General features: G+C 42.5%; 12 protein-coding genes. 1 reads left to right on the top strand and 11 read right to left on the bottom strand.

Translation table 11 applies throughout. From position 1 onward, the window contains the following. Window positions 1-85: 85 nt before the first annotated feature. Genes DXA54_RS26335 through DXA54_RS26320 form a run of 4 tightly spaced genes read right to left on the bottom strand, consistent with a single transcriptional unit; the run spans window position 86 to window position 5,913 of the window. Window positions 86-1,465: a sulfatase gene (locus DXA54_RS26335; protein WP_055279449.1), complete on the bottom strand. Its 1,380-nt coding sequence runs from the start codon at window positions 1,463-1,465 to the stop codon at window positions 86-88. A gap of 34 nt (window positions 1,466-1,499) precedes the next feature. Further along, complete coding sequence (locus DXA54_RS26330) at window positions 1,500-2,876, bottom strand: arylsulfatase B (protein WP_008649314.1); 1,377 nt, start codon at window positions 2,874-2,876, stop codon at window positions 1,500-1,502. A gap of 55 nt (window positions 2,877-2,931) precedes the next feature. After that, the gene (locus DXA54_RS26325) at window positions 2,932-4,302 is read right to left on the bottom strand and encodes a sulfatase (RefSeq protein WP_120081067.1); all 1,371 of its coding nucleotides are present in this window, start codon (window positions 4,300-4,302) and stop codon (window positions 2,932-2,934) included. Window positions 4,303-4,320: 18 nt separating this feature from the next. Then, window positions 4,321-5,913, bottom strand: a complete 1,593-nt coding sequence (locus tag DXA54_RS26320) for an arylsulfatase (RefSeq protein WP_004299519.1) — start codon at window positions 5,911-5,913, stop codon at window positions 4,321-4,323. A 230-nt stretch (window positions 5,914-6,143) separates the two neighbouring features. On the opposite strand from DXA54_RS26320, the gene DXA54_RS26315 reads away from it, so the two are divergent. Then, window positions 6,144-8,705, top strand: a complete 2,562-nt coding sequence (locus DXA54_RS26315) for a hypothetical protein (RefSeq protein WP_120081065.1) — start codon at window positions 6,144-6,146, stop codon at window positions 8,703-8,705. 125 nt (window positions 8,706-8,830) lie between these two features. Here DXA54_RS26315 and DXA54_RS26310 read toward each other — a convergent pair whose 3' ends face one another. The 7 genes from DXA54_RS26310 to DXA54_RS26280 all read right to left on the bottom strand — a co-directional run. Then, entirely contained in the window at window positions 8,831-10,516 is a 1,686-nt protein-coding gene (locus DXA54_RS26310) for an arylsulfatase (RefSeq protein ID WP_004305240.1), read from the bottom strand. 37 nt (window positions 10,517-10,553) lie between these two features. Further along, window positions 10,554-11,906 carry a sulfatase gene (locus DXA54_RS26305; protein WP_120081062.1) on the bottom strand — a complete coding sequence of 451 codons (1,353 nt, stop codon included), beginning with the start codon at window positions 11,904-11,906 and terminating at the stop codon, window positions 10,554-10,556. Between the two features lie 220 nt (window positions 11,907-12,126). After that, on the bottom strand, window positions 12,127-13,146 hold the full coding sequence (locus DXA54_RS26300; RefSeq protein WP_008649294.1) for a DUF4973 domain-containing protein: 1,020 nt from the start codon (window positions 13,144-13,146) through the stop codon (window positions 12,127-12,129). A gap of 20 nt (window positions 13,147-13,166) precedes the next feature. Then, window positions 13,167-15,215 carry a RagB/SusD family nutrient uptake outer membrane protein gene (locus DXA54_RS26295; protein ID WP_120081060.1) on the bottom strand — a complete coding sequence of 683 codons (2,049 nt, stop codon included), beginning with the start codon at window positions 15,213-15,215 and terminating at the stop codon, window positions 13,167-13,169. A 15-nt stretch (window positions 15,216-15,230) separates the two neighbouring features. Further along, complete coding sequence (locus tag DXA54_RS26290) at window positions 15,231-18,335, bottom strand: SusC/RagA family TonB-linked outer membrane protein (protein WP_120081058.1); 3,105 nt, start codon at window positions 18,333-18,335, stop codon at window positions 15,231-15,233. 12 nt (window positions 18,336-18,347) lie between these two features. Continuing rightward, window positions 18,348-19,847: an IPT/TIG domain-containing protein gene (locus DXA54_RS26285; RefSeq protein ID WP_120081056.1), complete on the bottom strand. Its 1,500-nt coding sequence runs from the start codon at window positions 19,845-19,847 to the stop codon at window positions 18,348-18,350. Between the two features lie 17 nt (window positions 19,848-19,864). Further along, a partial coding sequence (locus DXA54_RS26280; RefSeq protein WP_120081054.1) for a glutaminase domain-containing protein occupies window positions 19,865-20,098 on the bottom strand: 234 nt, incomplete at its 5' end.

Genomic DNA, 20,098 nt, shown 5'->3' with positions numbered 1-20,098 from the left:
AGTTGAAATAAAAAAGAGATTACCACCAAATTTGACGAAGAACCAAATCTCTTTCAGAGAGCAACAGGCGGTAGCATTACGAATATTATACATTGGCTGCTTTCTTCTGCCTATTCTTAGGAGCACGCGGCCGGTCTTTATCAGCTCCGGTATCATTTTGCTGTTTCATCCATTTTTGCAGTTCCATCGTTAGTTCTGCCTTCTTCTTACTATATTTCTTCACATCCGCCAGATTGTTCATTTCAAACGGATCTTTCTTGATATCATATAATTCGAACTCGGGACGATTCTTATAGCGGTTCATGATTTTATGTGCCTGATCCGTGTCCTGTGCTTTCCACGAGAGATACCATTCTGCCTTTTCAATATGCTTTTCTACGTATGTTTCCTCCGGAGTCAAGTTCCAGATTAGACGATAGCGTCCGTCTGAAATAGAACGGATTGGATATGCCGGACCTTCCGGAACATTGTTGTGAACATGATAAGCATACTTATGGTGTGTCTTTGTTTTCCCTTGAAATACATCTACCAGACTCTTTCCATCTATTACGTCAGGCACCTTTCCGCCTGCAACATCGATAAATGTAGGAAGAAGGTCTTCATATTGCACAATAGCGGAAGTCTCCGTACCGGGTTTAATGACACCCGGCCAGGAAGCCACCATCGCCGACTTGACACCGGCACTCCAATTGGTCCATTTGGCTCCGGCAAATTGCGTACCTTGCTCGGATATGAAAATGACAAGAGTGTTCTGCAGCAGATTCTTTTCTTTCAGAATCTGCATAGCGTCACCCACCTGCTGATCGAGCAAGCCGACTTCCGCCAAATATCTGGCATAGTATTCACGCGTCACTTCCGTGTCGATAAACTGTGGCGGCAACTGAAGTTTCTTCCGGTCGAAAACGGAAGCGTCACCACCTGTCCAGGGAGCATGCGAATTAATAGAAGCCAAGACAAGGCAGAAAGGTTGGGAAGCATCACGCTCCATAAACTTCTCGATACCTTTGGTATGATAGTCAGTGTTTGGGCTTGTACATCCTTTGGGGAATCCCGGTACATCTTCGAATGGGAAGTTAGCCAAAGGTTTGATATGCCACTTCCCGGCCAATCCAACCCGATAACCCAGATTTCCCAGATAAGTAGGGAGAGATTTTACATCGGCATTAACCGAGCTATGGTTGGCGTAACCGCCATGATGCATCGGATACATACCTGTATAAACACAATGCCGGGTAGGCGTACTCATCGAAACAGAATTATACGCACTGTTGAACTTTATCCCCTGTCGAGCCAATGCATCTATATGGGGAGTCTTGTTGTTGACCGCTCCGAAACAGCCTATATCGTAATAGGAGCAGTCATCGGCTATGATTAATAATATATTAGGCTTTGAAGGAGTTTGGGCAAACCCGTTTCCTATCGCCAATCCGCCTAAGAGGCATAAACTAATCATTGATTTTTCCATCTTGTATTATTTTCAATTCATAGGGTTAACAGATTCAACGTACTACTTTCCATTCTTTAGGAGCTTTGAATCCGTCACGACCTTTACCGTAAGGTACTTCCGGTACACAAGGAGTGATCGTGTCATATTTCAGGGCAACCTCATACAAAGCTTTCACAATTTTCTCGTTTCCTGCGCTGGCATTTTTCTTTTCGTAAGGATCTGTTTTATAATCAACCAAGAAATCCTGTTTCAAATCCAGTCCCGGTTTCATACCTTTTCTTATCAGCTTATAGTCTTTATTGACTACTGCTCCGTGTCCCAGATAAAAATCGCGGTCGATACAGGTCTTTTTACCGTTTAATACAGGGAGGATGCTGATGCCGTCATATTCACGTTTCGGACGGCTGTGATCTCCTACCAAATCTTTCAATGTGGGAACAAGGTCAACAAAACCTGTCACTTGTGAGCTCAAGTTCTTATATTGTTTCTCTGCTTTCTTCCAATAAAGAACAGCCGGTGCATGTACCCCTCCGTCCCACTCGTCAAATTTATGTCCACGTAAAGGTCCTGATGAAGATCCCGGAACACCGGCAGTGCCGTTATCACTAAAGAAGATAAAGAAAGTGTTGTCCATAATTCCTTTCTTCTTCAAGGCATCTACAATAGCACCGATTCCCCTGTCCATACAGGAAACCATTGCACTGTAAGTCGCTTTTTTCTGTTCTTTCGGTGTCAGGCTGTCGAAATTGTCAGTATAGAGTTTTATATCTTTTTCCTGTGCCTGCAAAGGTGTATGAGGTGCATTATAGGCCACATACAACATAAACGGACCTTCTTTCTCGTATGCATCGATACAGCGGATGGCTTCTTTGGTTATCAATTCGGTAGAATATCCTTTGTCGTGGCAGGTTTCCCAGTCGTTGTGCCAGTCCAGTTCTCCTTCACGCGTCAGGTCGAAATAATCTATCGCACCGTTCAGATGACCATAGAAATGCGAAAAGCCCCTATTCATCGGATAGTGCACTTTCTTGGTATGCCCCAGATGCCACTTACCAATAATGGCTCTGTTCTTATATCCGTTACGTGCCAGCATATCGGCCATCGTTTCTTCATTCTCATCCAGTCCGTCCTCACGCCAGGGCGGAATAACAGCCGAACGGACACCAAACCGGTTCGGGTAACGTCCCGTCATCAGCCCCGCACGGGTAGGCGTACTGATGGGAGAAGTGTAAAAGCGTTCGAGTTCCACTCCTTCGCCCACCAGAGCATCCAAACAGGGAGTCTTGATTTCACTACCATGAAATCCTACATCACCCCAACCCAAATCGTCGGCCAATACAATCACAATATTAGGACGCTCTGTCTGCGCATGAAGAAATGCCGGAAGCAGAGTACATCCACAAAGCAAACCAAAAAATTCTTTTTTCATGATATACGATTTATAAATAACATTCTGTGTTTCATTCGTTTTGATGTGTGACGGTTTATTTTCTCTTTCCCGGCATGTGTTCGAAGGCACGTATTTCGGTCGGTTGTCCTTCGTCTCCACAATCCTTCATCCAGCGTTTCAACTCTTTATCCAAGCGGCTGATGGTAGAAGCTTGTTTCGCGTCCTCCGCCAGATTTTTCATACAATACGGGTCGTTCTTCACATCATACAATTCGATAGCAGGACGATGCTGATATTTAGTCGTCATCGCTTTTGCATGACTATCCGTTTCCGCCAGACTTTTCCACTCTTTAAACAAAGGAGATCTTGTTTCAACATTCTGGAAAGTAGCTTCCGGGGTGAGATTGACAATATATCTGTATCGGCCGTCGTATACCGAACGGATGCCATAATAAGGAGATCCGGCATTGATGCCTCTCGTGGTCTGAAGGGAGAAAGAATATTTCTTGTGTGCTTTCTTCTTGCCTGTCAATACCGGTTTAAAGCTTTCGCCATCCACTTTCGCCTGCGGCTTTCCTCCTATTATATCGACAAAAGTAGGGACAATATCTACGTATTCTACCAACGCGTCACTTACGCTTCCCGGCTTAACCACTCCCGGCCAACGAACGATACAGGCAGAGTGTACCCCCGCATCATAACAAGTCCATTTGGCAAAAGGCAGGCTGTTGCCTTGTTCGCTCAAATATACGACAACTGATTTATCCGTCATCTTTTCCTTATCTAAAATAGAAAGGACATTGCCGAATTCCTGATCCATATAATTGATCTCTGCCAGATAATGGGTAAACAACTCACGTGTCTGGGGAATATCTACATACATAGGAGGCAGTGTCAGTTTGTCCGCATTAAATTGAGAGGCATCGCCTTTATTCCAGGGAGTATGCGGTTGATTGGAGGCTACAAACAGACAGAAAGGTTCGCCTTTCGCCTTGCAATCAGAAATAAATTTCTGAATTGCTTCAAAATTCAAGTCCCCACCTTTCAAAGGAGGTACATAAAGGTCGAAAGGAAATACTGATTTCGGGGCAATATGCGATTTTCCGATCAATGCGACTTTATAACCCAATGGTTGCAGATGATGTACAACGCTCAATGTTCCTTCATTGGCACAAGTATGATTGGGGTAAGCTCCGCTGCGTACAGGCCACAAACCGGTATATAGATTGTGCCGGGTAGGCGATGACATCGGAACAGCCTGATAGGCTTGTGTGAAGCGTACTCCCTGTGTGGCAAAATGGTCGATATTCGGAGTCTTCGAATCAACACTGCCATAACAGCCCAAGTCATAATGAGAACAATCGTCGGCTATGAACAATAGGAAGTTCGGTTTTTCCGTTTGCTGGGCGAAAGACAGGCTGGTAGCTCCCAAGGCTACGGATGCACTTACTAGTAATTTATTCATTTTGTGTTCCTCCTTTATTTATTTCTTCGGATGTTTGGGTAATACAAAGTTTGCATTCGCCCATTTCTCCCATTCGGCAACTAACTTGGTAAGCACTTCAGGGTGCTGTTCTGCCAGATTGTTACGTTCGGTACGGTCTTTAACCACATCGTACAATTCCCACTCTTTTCCTTTTTCGTCGCGGATTGCTTTCCAGTTTCCCCAGCGGATCGCTCTATTGTTCTGATGTTCCCAATACATATATTCGTGTATAGAGTCTGCTTTCTTTTGAATAGCAGGGAAAAGACTACTGCCTACCAATGGATATATTTTGTTTCCGCCGTGATAAGTTTCCGGATAGGCGGCTCCTGTTGCTTCCAGGATGGTCGGCATAATGTCCGGCAGATAACCGGGAACACGGCACCATTCACCTTTCTTATTCTTCAGATTGCTTTTCCACGACACGATGAGAGGGGTAGAAATACCTCCTTCATAAGAACGGCATTTGTATTTACGGAACGGAGTATTGGAAACCTGTGCCCATGCTCTTCCGTAAGAAGGAAACACGCTACAAGCCGGATTGTTGATTTCAGACACTTTCCCGCCTCCCAATTCAGCGTATGGCTCGGCACAAGCACCGTTATCGGACAAGAACATGACAAGCGTATTATCCAGTTTATGATTCTTCTTCAGGTAGTCCAGCAGTTTTCCGACATTATAATCTACACAATGCACCTGCGCTGCATAAACGGCCATCCGGTAGGCTACTTCATCTTTTTCCTTCTCTGTCAGTTCGTCCCACTTCCGGTTTTCCCATTCGGCGAACTCTGTATTCGGATCAATAATTCCCAACTTAGTCATCCGTTTGCGTCTTGCTTCACGAATTTCATCCCATCCTTTCTCACGATAGATCTTCGTGAATTTTTGAATATCTTCTTCTTTTGCCTGCAACGGCCAGTGAGGAGCATTAAATGCCAGATATAGGAAGAAAGGTTTATCATCTTTCTGTTCGTCAACAAAGCGGATTGCGTAATCGGTAAATGCATCTGTTGTATAATAGGGTGCTTCCGGCTCCGGAAGTTTTGTGTTGTCAAGGGTTAAGCCGCGTCCTCCCGATGGACGGAGATAACTGCAAGCTCCTGCCAAAATTCCATAGAAGCGTTCAAATCCCCGTTGCAAGGGCCACTTTTCTTCTCCATGCATTCCCAGATGCCATTTACCTGCCATATAGGTATGGTAGCCGCCTTCTTTCAGAACTTCGGCTATTGTGACACAATTGCGGTTGAGGAATCCTTTGTATCCGGGTACACCCCAATCATTCGGACTCTTCTGACCGGGATTTTTAAACGGGTCTTCGGACATCTGACCGATACCTGCCTGATGTTGATATAGCCCTGTCATTAAACTGGCCCGGGCAGGGCAAGAACGTGAAGTGTTGTAGAATTGTGTGAAACGTACTCCTTTGGATGCCAACGCATCAATATTAGGGGTCAGTATTTCTCCACCATAGCAGCCGATATCGGAATAACCCATATCATCTACCATAATCAGTACGACATTCGGCTTCTCTTGTGCCGAACAAAACGATGCCATCAGTAAGGGGGCAGTCATTAAGAAATTCTTCTTTACCATAGTATTATCAATTATCTGAAAAACAAAAATAGAGAAGTTTATGGAAAAGGAAGGAAAAATGCTAATCAATAAAGAACAAAATCAGGTATATATGCTATCCAACAGATATACAATGCGCCCATGAACTTTTATTTCTACTCTGAATAGTTTTTTTCCTTTATTGAACAATTAGTTTTCTATTTTTAGGTCAATATATTCTAACTTTGCATTTTAGTTAAAAACCTATTGAAATGAAAAACAAACGAATTCTTTTTCTTCTTTCTTTTTGCTTATCACTAGCAATAGCATGGGGAGAGATTCCTCCTGCCAAAGTTATATTCCAACAATACATGAACCAAGCCCAGACATTTGCCAACAACTTCCCACGGGAGAAAGCGTATTTGCATTTTGACAACACGAGTTATTATGTTGGAGATACGATCTGGTTTAAGGCTTATGTCACCCTTGCCGAACAACAGATTTTCAGTCAGATCAGCCGCCCCCTGTATGTAGAACTGGTGGATCAGACAGGACATATAGCAGATAAACAAATCATCAAACTGACGCAGGGAGAAGGAAACGGACAATTCGTTCTTCCCCGTTCCATGTTATCCGGCTATTATGAGGTACGTGCCTATACCCGCTGGATGCTTGCTTTCAACGAACCGCAGTATTTCTCGCGTACTTTCCCTATTTATCAACTGGCGAATAGTGATAAGCTGGAACGTAGTATCACGACTTACGAACTTAGTCCGTCGATGGAAAACCGTCCGTCGGAAACAAAGGAGAAGTTGAGTGTGCGTTTTTTTCCCGAAGGAGGGCAATTAGTGGAAGGAGTGACTTCGCAAGTGGCTTTCAAGGCGGAGAGTAAAGATGAAGGGAATATAGAATTGTCGGGAACGCTCTATACCAAAGAAGGAGCAGAAATCACTTCTTTCGAGACTTTGCACGATGGAATGGGGCATTTTGAATATACGCCTTCTGCACAACCGGCTGTTGCCAAAGTCGATTTTCAAGGAAAGAAGTATGAATTTACCCTTCCACAAGCGTTGCCTAACGGGTATGTGTTGAGTACTGTCAACAATGCCGGTGCCCTTTTGGTGAAAGTATCCTGCAATGCCGCTACTCCTCAAGATACATTAGCTATATTTATCAGTCATCAGGGACGGCCGTATGTTCATCAATTGATTAGTTGCCGGGCGGACGCTCCACAAGAGTTCATTCTGCCTACCCGCAAACTACCGGCAGGTGTACTGCAAGTCAGCCTCATCAACCGAGCTGGTAATACGTTATGCGAGCGTTTTGTCTTTTCCAATCCACGTGCTCCTCTACAACTATCCGCAGAGGGCCTGAAAGAGGTGTATACTCCCTACGCTCCTATTCGTTGTGAGTTACAGGTAAAGAATGCCAAGGGAGAACCGGTATCGGGAGATGTATCAGTCAGCATCCGGGATGCCGTCCGGTCAGATTATCTGGAGTATGACAATAACATCTTCACTGATTTGCTGTTAACATCTGATTTAAAAGGATATATCCATCAGCCCGGTTATTATTTTGTATCGCCGTCTCCCCGGAAGCAAACGGAACTGGATATATTATTAATGGTGCATGGATGGCGTAAATATGACATGAGCCAAGCCATTTCTACTGCTCCTTTCACTCCGTTGCAGTTACCGGAAGCTCAATTAGTGTTGAACGGGCAGGTTAAATCAACGATCCTCAAGAATAAGCTGAAAGATATAGCGCTTAGTGTGATAGTGAAGAAAGATGACCAATTTATCACTGGAGGAACCGTGACCGATGAAAACGGTCGTTTCACCATTCCTGTAGAAGACTTTGAAGGAACCACGGAAGCGGTGATCCAAACCCGGAAAGTCGGTAAAGAACGCAACAAGGATGCATCCATCCTGATCGACCGTAATTTCTCACCTGCTCCCCGAGCCTACGGCTACAAGGAGCTTCATCCTGAATGGAAGGACTTGACCCACTGGCTACAAAAAGCCGAGAATTTTGATTCTCTATACATGGATTCTATCCGGAAAGTAGAAGGACTTTATGTATTGGATGAAGTGGAAATCAAAAGCAAACGCCGGCAAGGAAGTAATATGGCTACTAAAATCAATGAGAAAAGCATTGACGCTTATTACGACGTACGCCGTTCTGTAGATTTATTACGTGACAATGGGAAGATTGTCACAACTATTCCGGAATTAATGGAAAAGTTAAGTCCGCAATTCGATTGGGATCGTAGCAATGACAAGCTTACTTATCGGCAGAAACCAATCTGCTATATCATGGATAACCACATTTTATCCGAGACAGAAACTCAAATGATGTTGACCGAAGTGGATGGACTGGCTTCTATCATCATCAGCAAAGGAACCGGAGGCATTGATGACGACATCATTCAAAACACCAAAATGTCCGAAGTTACGGATAGTACGGGAGTGGATATCAGCAAACTGGATAAATACAGTGTTTTCTACCTGATTCCCCTACCCAGACGCGATGTATTGAACAAAAGTCAGACTGCCGTACTTGGTACCCGGCAAACAGTCATTCAGGGATATACTCATGCACTGGAATATTATTCACCTGCCTACCCGACCAAGGAATTGTATATGGATAAAGTAGACAAAAGACGGACGCTCTACTGGAATCCGTCTGTACGGACAGATGAAAATGGAAAAGCTGTGATTGAATGTTATAATAACCAATATTCCACTCCGGTGATTATTCAGGCGGAAACGATGAGTAAGGATGGACAAATAGGAAGTATGAAGTATTCTACAATCGGGCAAGCGGAGCAATAGTTCTTGTTGTAGATAACCTCATAGCCGATATTATTAATGGGGATGAAGTTATTCCTGATCCGGAATCCTTCATCCCCATTATTCTTTCAATGTTTCTATTCATTCCGTTTTAAATGGAATGACAGTTATTTCTTTTTCTGTCCCGGGTAAGGTTCTACCATGCAACGCTTAGCCCATGCTTCGTATGCTTTTGACATTTCTGCCACCTTCTCCGGATATTTAGCAGCCAGATCATGTTGCTCGCTCCGGTCTTCATTCAAATTGTACAATTCCCATTGAGAGTTATTTTTCGGGCGAACCAGTTTCCAGCCATCATTGGAAAGAAAAGCACGTTCGTTGAAGTGTTCAAAGCCCAGATAGTCGTGTCCCTTGCGATGTCCGGTCTTGAAGATAGGAAGTAAGCTCTTTCCTTCCATTGGAAGAATATCATGTCCTTTATAGGTAGTTGGATATTCAGCATCCGCTAAATCGACACAAGTAGCCATGATGTCCATTACATGCCCTATTTCAGATGTCATGCCACCCACGTTCTTTTTAATTCCTTTCGGCCAATGAGCAATCATCGGAGTACAGATACCTCCTTCATAAGATTTAGCTTTCCAAAAGCGGAATGGAGTATTCGCTACATTAGACCAACGGGCTCCCAATGAAGCGTATGTAGTCTGTGGTCCAGGCAATACCTGTTTATTACGCGGGTAAATGATTTTCTTTCCATCACGAGTCATATCCGGACGGTCGTTCTCTCCACCAGACATGTTCTGGCAGTCTTCGTTACTGCAACCATTATCAGACAAGAAAAGAATCAATGTATTATCAAGCTGTCCGGTCTTTTTCAAAGCCTCGATAATTTGTCCGATACCCTGATCTACACGGTCGATCATTGCAGCGTGAACGGCCATCGCACGGGCATCCCATTCTGCATGTGGATTATCTTCCCATTTGTCATGAAACTGACGTTCGGACAAAAAGTTATCCATTCCCGGGAAAACACCCAACTGCTTTTGACGTTCATAACGGGCATTACGGATAGCTTCCCAACCTACTTTATAAGTATCCTTATATTTCTCAATATCTTCAGGAAGTGCATGCAGCGGCCAATGCGGTGCTGTATAAGCCAAGTACATAAAGAATGGTTTATCATCCTTTGCATATTCTTCTACCTCCTGTACGGCACGATCTGAAAGGGCTTGGGTTATATAATATCCTTTAGGTACTTCCTTTATAGGCACTTCACCTTCTACTAAACTGAACGGATCAAAGTAATCCACCACTCCATAAATCACTCCATAGTGAGAATCAAACCCACGATTGACGGGATAATGACATAAATCAGAGAATGTATCATGGAAGACACGGTGTGCCAACCATTCGCGTTGGTCTTTACGGAGTGGAGTCTCTGCAACATGCCATTTCCCAACCATACTGGTGGTATATCCTGCTTCTTTCAACACCTCGGCAATGGTAACGGCATTGCGTGAGAGTGTTCCGCGATAGCCCGGCAAGTGAGCATCAAAGGTCATTCGTCCGATTCCGGCCTGATGTTGGTAAAGTCCTGTCAATAGGGAAGCACGAGTCGGGCAACTACGGCTTGCATTATAGAAATGATTGAATCGTACTCCTTCTTGTGCCAGTTTGTCCAAATTAGGAGTATGAATCTCGCTACCATAGCATCCCAGATCGGAATAGCCAAGGTCATCTGCAAGAATTACCAAGATATTAGGCCGTTTGTCCGATTTCTTGCCTTTCGCCTCTGCTGCAGAATGGCCTGCAACCATCAAGGCGGTCGGTAATAGTAATAATTTAGAATTCATAAGTTTAATATTAGTTTATAATTTGTTTTTCACTGTATTACTCTTTTCCTTTGTCTTTGTTTTCCGCAAACCATTTACATACTTTTTTGCTCAACTTAGCTACGACTTGCGGATGCGACTGCGCCACATCGTTTTTCTCGAATTTGTCTTTTTCAATATCGTACAGCTGTGCATCGCTTCCATCACTATTTATCAATAGTTTCCAGTTGCCACTGCGTATAGCCAGATGAGGACTTCTGTCATTTGCATTTCCCGGTTTCTTAAAGAATTGGTTTCTACCGAAATCCCACATCAGGTCTGTTTTACGTTTAGCTTTCGATTTACCCAGAAGAACTTTATCATAATTTTGTCCGTCTCCCTGATAACCTTTCTCTGTTTCAATTCCGGCTATCGCACATAAAGAGGGATATAAATCGACTGCACACAGTACGCTTTCATTATTCACTTGTCCAGCCTTTATTCTCTTGGGGTATTTTATAAGGAACGGCATACGAATTCCACCTTCATAAAGGCTGTTCTTCGTTCCTCTTAAATAGGCAGCACGAGCGGATTGGAAACTGGGCGCCGGTCCATTATCACTAGTGAAAATCACGATTGTATTTTCCGACAATCCCAACTCATCCAATGCTTTGATAAAACGTCCGATCTGTTTGTCCATTTCAGCAAGAACAGGGATGAAGGCTTCTTCTGTATTCCAGCTTTTGTTATCCTTTTGCTTAAATTCCGGTACCCAAGGGGTATGCATATCATCCGGCCAGAGATTCAAAAAGAAAGGCTGGTCTTTATGACGTTTGACAAAGTCGATGCTCTTGTTTACAAAGTACTCGGTACGTCTCCAGCGTTTTACGCTGTCTTTGGCCGACCATATCCAGTTCGTAGCAGTGATTGCCGGTTCCGGGTCCGGACTTTCATACGTCGATATATATTCGTCAAAACCATAATTTTTAATAGAAGGTGCATTGTGCACGTCGCGCCCGCCTCCCATGTGCCATTTACCTATGTGTCCGGTGGCATAACCTGCACTTTGGAAAGCACGTGCCATGGAAGGATTCTTGTCACTCAAAAAGTTACGCTGTTCACACTTCTTGTTGCTGGCTTTATTATTTAAAAAAGTATTAATTCCTACTTCAATCGGGAATTTGCCTGTTGTCAATCCACAACGTGAAGGTGAGCTGACCGGGGCGGATGAATAATACTGATTGAATAACAATCCGTCCTGCGCTATCTTATCAATATTCGGAGTAGGAACAAACTTACCTCCATAACAACCGATATCTCCGATTCCCATATCATCTACATAGATGACGACCACATTGGGTTTTGTCTCTGCCTGCATACTGGCCACGGGTAATAAAGCTCCCAACCAAGGCAAATGTTTTTTGATGTTCATAATTATTCTGATTTAATTAACTATGCTTTTTGTCGGTTTCGTGTGACTGACTTATGTAGCAAAAGTAGAGAAGTTTTTTAAGAGAAAGGGAAAAATACAAATCAATAAAGGAAAAAAACAGGTAAACAGAGATGAAGAATAGCAGTTTGTAACCTATATATAAACAAAATAGGGAAGACACTATTCCTAATATCTTCCCTATCTCTACTCATTTATAAGATTACCATTCAATCTGTTGATCTTCATCCGGAATCTGCGTATTGATGTTCCGTTGAAGCGTCATGCTTCCTTCTACTCTATACTTGATAGGAATAACTTCCGTACCACTTCCACCATAGGTAAAATCTTGAAAATCGTATTCAAACATAATTTGAACATAACGACGTTCCAAGTAAGGACGGGTAGCGTCCATAATCGATGTACTGCTATAAATAGGTGTTCCTATCAATTGGAACTCCATCTCATTAGTCGGATCATCCGGCACCATATCCAATGTTCCATCTTCTTTAAAGTGCACATTGATTTTGTATTTCTTACGTATATCCTTATCCATATCCTCATTAATCAGACCGGCATAAAAGAATACGGTATTATTATCTACCACATACCCTGTACGCTTGTCCATTGTTCTTGCATTGGTATCAGGCTTGCCATTTATATAGGTGTACACTTTCATGGAAGAAGCCGTGTACGAACCGGAATAATCGTTAAAAGGAACCACTCTCAATAAAGCTTTTGCATAATTCTTGCGCGGATGACTTTGATAGTTAGATGATGCATCATCAACAATACTTAAAGGCAAAACCCATTTTTCCAACATATCAATGCCTTGTAAATTGAAATCGATGTTCAATTGCTCTACACACGAACCGGCAGGGATATGTACCGTTTCGGGAAATTCATATTTGTCTTCCTCCATTTCAGTATACCACAACTCCGGACGATAAAGACTAAAACGCTCGATGTTCAACGTTCTTAGCGTATCTGCATCCACTGCTATATGAATATCTCTGTCCTGTGTATTCACCGTAGATCCACTGACAATGACAGGTAACTGATAGGTCACTTTTCCATTGTCCTTATATCTGACATAAATGGTAGTCACACCATCGCCTCCTGCAGCTATAGGAGCTTTGAAAGATACGTATTGTTCATACTGCTCATCTTCCCATTCATTATTACAAGCGGTTCCCAAGACAATGGCAGCCAATAAACTTAAGTAAATATATATATTCTTCATATCATATTCTTATTAGGAGATTAATCATTGTACGTCCATCCCGGATTCTGTGTCAACCGCTTATTACGTTTCAACTCATCGTGGCTAATAGGCCAGAAATAGAGTTTACGTGAGAAGGCAGTGGGCAAGTCCGCAATTTCAATCGGAGTGTAGAATTGCTCTCTCTGCTCCTTAGAATCGGACATGTAGAAATTACATCCGTAATTTTTCTTGGATTCTTCTACCTCTGCATCTTTCCATCTGCGCAAATCGAAATAACGCTGTCCTTCGGCCATCAACTCAATCATGCGTTCATGTTTCAGCTTCTTACGGAATACCTCCCGATCTTGATATTCCGGCATTGCATAATCAGGAACACCCGCACGACGACGTATTTGCCTGATGCCTTTTTTCATTTCATCAATATCACGTTTAACGGAATAACTGGTAGTTCCATCCCACGACGGAATGTCGTATGAGGCTCCATCTTCCAACTCATTCAAGGCTTCTGCATAAATCAATAGGATTTCGGCAAATCGAATAGCAGGTTCCGCTTTCGCTTTGATCTCTTTACGATTCGTGTCATCCGGATGTACATACTTCATGATACCGATGCCGGATCGCAAATAGACACCAGTACCGGAGAAACCGTCGCTATTGATGCCATAATAATAGTTGACTTGTTTCTCAACGTCATTCTTATAGTCAGTTGTTTCTGCATTTTTCAGTAAAGCCCACACACAACCATTGAAAGAAACGGAAGCATAGAAGCGTGGTTCTCTATCCGCATATTCCTTATATACTCCTTCTTTCAATTGAGGATATTTGCCTGCCTCCACCTCCGCTTTGGTAACAAAACGTGTACCGGAGGGATATTCTTCCTTAAAATATTCTCTGCTGAATTCATCTCCGTTTGCCATATAGTAAGCATCACACATCTTTAGTGTCATACCATAAGCATTACTTCCTCCGCCCAATGTTTTCGGCATTTGGAGTTTCACCATTTCAGCAATACTGTTGGCCCCCTGGTTACGCCCGCGACTAAAAATCAATTCCGGGTTCTGGTACATCGCTAACGAACCGTTGAAAACTGCCCGGTAAGATTCATAAGGATCTATATCACTATAACCGCCTTCGTTCCATGTCTTTGCCGAAAAATCACCATCCTGATAAGGAGTGATGGTAGCAGGATATCCGGGTTCAGCAATGGTAGTCGCTTTTTTATGGTAAAGTTCATAACGATGACCATTATTTTCTCCGGGGAGTTCCATCACATCTCTTGCTGCAGCCGCTGCTCTTGCCCACTTATATTCATTATATTCTTGAGACATCAGGCAATTTCCGTCATAATCGACCAAATCCGAAAATTTATCCGGATCTCCCGGACGAGGATTATTAATAGGACTTGCCGCATACAACAACGCTCTGGCACGAGCCGCCAACGCTGCTCCTCGCGTAGGACGTGCTACCTGATTAATAGCTCGGGTCAAAGGCAGATCTTTAGCGGCCAGACGCATCTCCGATTCGATATATTCCGCACATTCATCATACGAACTACGCTGAATGGCCAGATCATCATAATCGGCAGTATAATCAAGTCCTTCATCCGGTAACAACGGTACGGGACCATATTTACGTAATAATAGCCAATAATAATAAGCACGAACAAAACGTGCCTGCGCTTTCATATCAGCTCTCTCTTCTTCTGTATACTTCGTGTTCATATCAATATTCTGAATGAAGATAGATGCCTGACGAATTCCTTTATAACTATCATCCCACGAATGCCGATAACCCTCATCATAAGTACCAGTCTTAAACGTCTTGTATGCATCGAGACTATTACCGCCGAAGTAGATGTCATCGGCAAAATTAGTAATTGTATTAAGCATGTTAGACACTTCCAGATTGTATCCACCTAAATAGGAATAGGCATTCGCTAACCATTCTTCCGCATTTTCCTTGTCGGTGAAAACATCCTCCAAAGAACGACGGTCTTTAAAATATTTGTCTGAATCGAGTTTATCCGAACAAGCGACGGCAATCACACTCAATATAATACCAATATACAGTTTATATATCTTTTTCATTTTTCATGCATTTTATTAGATATTCACAGTTAATCCCAATGTAAATGTCTTAGCAAGCGGATATTTCTCTCCGTTAGTGCTTCCCATTTCCGGGTCCCATTCTTTAAATTTGGCAAATGTCAAGAGGTTGGTGCCAATGAAAAATACACGTATCTTGTTAAACCGCATCTTGTTCACAATCGCTTTCGGCAATGTATAACCTATTTCCAATGTTTTCAAACGTAAATAAGAACCATCTCTAAGCCAATAGGTAGAAGCTCTATAGTTATTATCGTTACCTCCATAACTAAGCCTAGGATACGAAGCATTAGGATTCTCATTGGCGGGAATACCCAATGTAGCAGCTGTCTCCGCATCGATATAGCGGTCTTTCACCAAATTTGTCAGGACATTTCCCCACTGGCTACCACTAAAGGCATATACAGTAGGGCCATTAATGAAGAACGAAGACTTGCCTGCCCCCTGGAAGTGTGCATTGAAATCGAACCCTTTCCATTGTGCAGAGATACCAAAACCATAAATCAGGTTAGGTTTCGTTGTCGCACCAATAGCTACTTCATCACTGCCATTAATAATTCCGTCTCCATTGACATCTTTATATTTGATGTCACCCGGTTGCACCTTTCCCCAATTAGTTTGCTGCGGACTATTGCGTATATCATCGTAATCTTTAAACAATCCCAAAGCTATTAATCCCTTCGCCTGATTAACCCTGTAACCAGCCTCTTTCTGATAAGGATAAACTGCGTTCATTTCATCTTTCTCCAGGATCTCATTTTTGCTGTAAGTAAAATTACCACGAACAGTCAGATTGACTTTACCTATCTTCTGTTTGTAAGCAAAGTTACCGTCGAAACCTTCCGAGCGGACACTTCCCACATTTGCTTTCGGATTACCAGTTACACCCACAGTACCCGGTAGATATTTACGTTCCATATAAATACCATCACGCTGTTCATGGAAGTAATCCACAGTAGCCGTAAACTTATCATTGAATAAGGATAAATCCACACCCGCATCGTGCTTGGTTGCAATTTCCCAGGTAACATTGTTAGAGGCCAGCTGCGAATAGTACATTCCCGTATATACATTGTCCGAAGAGCCGTAATCACTCCAAGTCCAGCCACTTCCATCATCTTTGATCGTGTACAAATAGGGGAAACGATATTCCGTATCACCTATTTTAAGTTTGTCACTACCAACCTTACCATAAGAATAACGGATCTTGAACATATTCATCCATTTCAAATGTTTCTTAATGAACTTTTCTTCTGCTATGTTCCAAGCGAGAGAAAAAGCGGGGAAAAAGCCAAAACGATGTCCATCTGCAAAATTTTCCGAACCGTTATAACCAAAGTTGAAATCAGCAAAATAGCGATAGTTCCAGTTATAACTTACACGACCGGCCAATCCCATGTGGCGTTTGGCAATGCCATTCTTTACATCCGTTCCAATATCAACCGTGGTCCGATAAGCATCCTGACTATATTTCAATGTCCCACTCAAATGATGTGCGTGGAATGCACGATTGTACTGTAAAAACGCTTCCAGAAATTCACGGCGCTCTCCACTGGAGGCACTGGATTGTTCCATCGGTGATTCGGGGCTTTGTTGCTTAAAGATCAAGTTTCCGTCATCATCGCGTTCTCTTTGAGCACGCCATGTCTCCGGCATTCTTATCCGGTTTATTTCACTCTGATTGTTCGTATCGAATCCGAAACGCCCTTCAAAACGCAAACCTTTGGTAATGAAGTCCAACTTTTGCTCCAAAGAAATATTTGTTTGAATTTTATTATTCCAGATTTCTTTATAACCAGTCTGTGTGGCAAGTACCCAAGGATTCTTGCGATTATCTTCTGTCCCATGTGCAGGGATATAACCGTTAGAATACATCACAGGAATACTGATTGGGTTCTGCCCCATCAATGAAGTCCATACGTTAGAGCCCTGTCCCGGTGCGTTACGTTTCTTTAATGAACCGGATACCCCCACTTTTACAAGAGTAGTCTTCGTAACATCGATATCCGTATTTAAACGGTAATTCCAACGTTGACTGCTAGGATTAGTATTGTAATCCTTACGCATGGCATCGTCTGTTTTGTACATACCTTCTTCATTCACGTAACTAAGCGATACAAAGTAACGTGCCGTGCTACCTCCACCACTCATATTCAGATTGGCACGATAAGTCATGGCTCCATCTTTTAACAGTACATCCATCCAGTCTACATTCGGATACAAATCCTGATCAAGTCCCAATCGCAGAATTTCCATTTCATCGTTCTGATAAATTCTCTCTTGGTTACGAGTTATACGTGCTTCATTCATTAACATAGCATAGCTATAGCCATCTGCAAATTCCGGTGTAATGGTACGCGCATTATAAGAAGTCTCCACTTTGGCATTGATTTTAATCTTACCTTCTTTACCATGTTTAGTAGTAATCAATACTACACCGTTTGCACCACGAGAACCGTAAATCGCCGTCGTAGAAGCATCTTTCAATACAGTAAAGGATTCGATATCTTCGATATTGATTTCATCCAAATCACGTTCAAAACCGTCAACCAACACTAATGCAGAGCTATTGGCACCAAAAGTGGATATACCCCGAATCCAGAATTCAGAAGTATTCACACCCGGTTGTCCGGAAGTCTGCATAGCAAGAACACCCGGCACATTTCCTGCCAATGCATTAGAAAGATTTGCCGAAGGATTTGATTTCAATGCCTCTACATCTACATTCGTCACCGCACCAGTCACTGTCAATTTCTTCTGCGCACCTGTTCCGGTAATTACAACTTCATCAATTTCCCTGGCATCCGATTCTTTCATTGATATATTCACCACATTCTGGCGTTTCACCAATATCTCTTGCGTATCGAAACCAATATACGAAAATACCAAACGAGAAAATTCTTCAATTTTAATTTTGTAACGCCCGTTGATATCTGTTATCGCTCCCAAACCCGGTTTATCTTTCACTGTCACATTAACACCAACTAATGGTTCTTTATTCGTGTCCGTTACGACTCCTGTTACTTCAATTGTCTTCTCTTGAGCAAAAAGGGAAACAGAGACTAATAACAGGCAAATCGTAATAAATTCTTTTATTCTCATGTGTTCTTCTTTTTATTGTTTTTCTTGGTTCTGATTATCATTGGATTCTTCTCCACCCAAATCATCAGGAGCCTGTTCTTTAGCAATCTTCCGAATCTTATAATTCCCCGAATCACCTACATAGAAAGTCTTTGTTGCCTCATCGTAAGCCAAAGCTACCGGTTGATTAAAACGTGCTCTCTCACGTACTTCTCCATTTTGCTTACCCCATTTATAACTACTTGCGGAAGCAGAACCACGTCCGGCAAACGTAGAAACTACTCCATCCGGAGTCAATACTCGAATACAATGATTTTCTTTATCTGCAAAATAAAAATCATACCAATCATCTTTATTAGCAGCCTTATACTCCTCGTTAAATACGAAAACACCTTGACCTGGTTTATTGATGCGTGCATTGATACCTACAAGATCCTTATAATCAGCCTGACCGGATTGTCCACATACAATATACGGAGTAACCAACTTTTTAGTTTCTTCATCATAATTGGAACGAAGTATATAATGCGATTCATGCATGATGATATAAACATATTTACCTGTTGGATGAGGAACCATACTAAAGTCAACCGTCTGATTAGGTACACTAAATGCCAAAAGTTCATTCAACCCTGATCCACCAGGAACTTCCGGATTGTTATTATAACCGTTTTCCTCAAAATTATATCTATACACATTGCCTGTCGCACGATGATTGAAGTAAAGTTCTCCCGTTTGTGGAAGCACCATAGACCCATTGCAAACATTACCACGCGCCAAAGCTACCCAACTGGCCTCTTTGAAATCCTGTCCGTCTGTACTATTCTCACGCTTTAAAATAATATTGTTTCTATTCTTAGCGCCACCATTTTGGGGAGCAGCCAATATCATATCACCATCATTAGTCCATGTAATAGTAGTTGCACGATTGATATTATCCAATTTCTTGGTATAGATCATTTCTTGTTCCAGATCCAACACTCTCAAAAGCCCATTATTTTGAGATAAATAAAGGATATTAGAATGTTGGGGGTCGAAAGAAAACCAAAAAGGATAATCTATCTTTCCACAATCGTCAAACGGACCTGTTTCTACAATATTTCCCTCACCCAATTCATCTACATCACCGCATAAGTCTGTTACTACCATTTGCGGTTCGTACTGATATTTTTCAGATGCTATCACAGTTTGCTCACCCACTTTTACTTCAATAGTTCCTTCGAAACAGCTTTCTGGCGTAGAACAGTAAATACTAGTACCTTTAGCACTGATAACAATCGCATCCTTTCCACCTACCTTAACGGAAACAAGAGAAGGATCTGTGCCAAAATTACTGCCATAGATAATCATCTTCTTCTTTCCACCTCCCGACTTGGGTGTGAAATCAGTTACCTCTACTGGCTGATTCGGATCATAAGGTGCTGATGTCTCGTCTTTGCTATCTTTGCAGCCAGTAAAACAGACTGCAAAAATGAATGCCAACATCATACACTGTAGCCCTATGTTCCCATGTTTCATAGTTTTACATTTCATAATACACTAGATTTAAATTATTGATTGTTTTGAACTTTATCCATTAATACCTTCATCCAGTATCCTCCGATCACCGAACGGGCTCTGAAGCCCACCCATTTGCCACTGTCTGTGTGGTGCCAGTCACTGATAGGTACACGAGATACTGTTTCATTGATATATTTGTAGATAGGATCAGAGAGTTTTTCAAAAGTTACTCGATCCGATGACATAGCCGCCGTCCACATGATCCAGTCGGATTTTGTGTATTC

Origin of the sequence: Bacteroides sp. OF03-11BH (assembly GCF_003604005.1) — a bacterium.
In the GTDB taxonomy this organism is placed as follows: domain Bacteria; phylum Bacteroidota; class Bacteroidia; order Bacteroidales; family Bacteroidaceae; genus Bacteroides; species Bacteroides ovatus.
Note: the sequence above shows the minus strand (reverse complement) of the source record. Positions and strands in the feature narration are given on the sequence as shown.

Coding starts and splice junctions, on each gene's coding strand:
- DXA54_RS26335 (WP_055279449.1), bottom strand. CDS start 1,465: ATGGAAAAATCAATGATTAGTTTATGCCTCTTAGGCGGATTGGCGATA.
- DXA54_RS26330 (WP_008649314.1), bottom strand. CDS start 2,876: ATGAAAAAAGAATTTTTTGGTTTGCTTTGTGGATGTACTCTGCTTCCG.
- DXA54_RS26325 (WP_120081067.1), bottom strand. CDS start 4,302: ATGAATAAATTACTAGTAAGTGCATCCGTAGCCTTGGGAGCTACCAGC.
- DXA54_RS26320 (WP_004299519.1), bottom strand. CDS start 5,913: ATGGTAAAGAAGAATTTCTTAATGACTGCCCCCTTACTGATGGCATCG.
- DXA54_RS26315 (WP_120081065.1), top strand. CDS start 6,144: ATGAAAAACAAACGAATTCTTTTTCTTCTTTCTTTTTGCTTATCACTA.
- DXA54_RS26310 (WP_004305240.1), bottom strand. CDS start 10,516: ATGAATTCTAAATTATTACTATTACCGACCGCCTTGATGGTTGCAGGC.
- DXA54_RS26305 (WP_120081062.1), bottom strand. CDS start 11,906: ATGAACATCAAAAAACATTTGCCTTGGTTGGGAGCTTTATTACCCGTG.
- DXA54_RS26300 (WP_008649294.1), bottom strand. CDS start 13,146: ATGAAGAATATATATATTTACTTAAGTTTATTGGCTGCCATTGTCTTG.
- DXA54_RS26295 (WP_120081060.1), bottom strand. CDS start 15,215: ATGAAAAAGATATATAAACTGTATATTGGTATTATATTGAGTGTGATT.
- DXA54_RS26290 (WP_120081058.1), bottom strand. CDS start 18,335: ATGAGAATAAAAGAATTTATTACGATTTGCCTGTTATTAGTCTCTGTT.
- DXA54_RS26285 (WP_120081056.1), bottom strand. CDS start 19,847: ATGAAATGTAAAACTATGAAACATGGGAACATAGGGCTACAGTGTATG.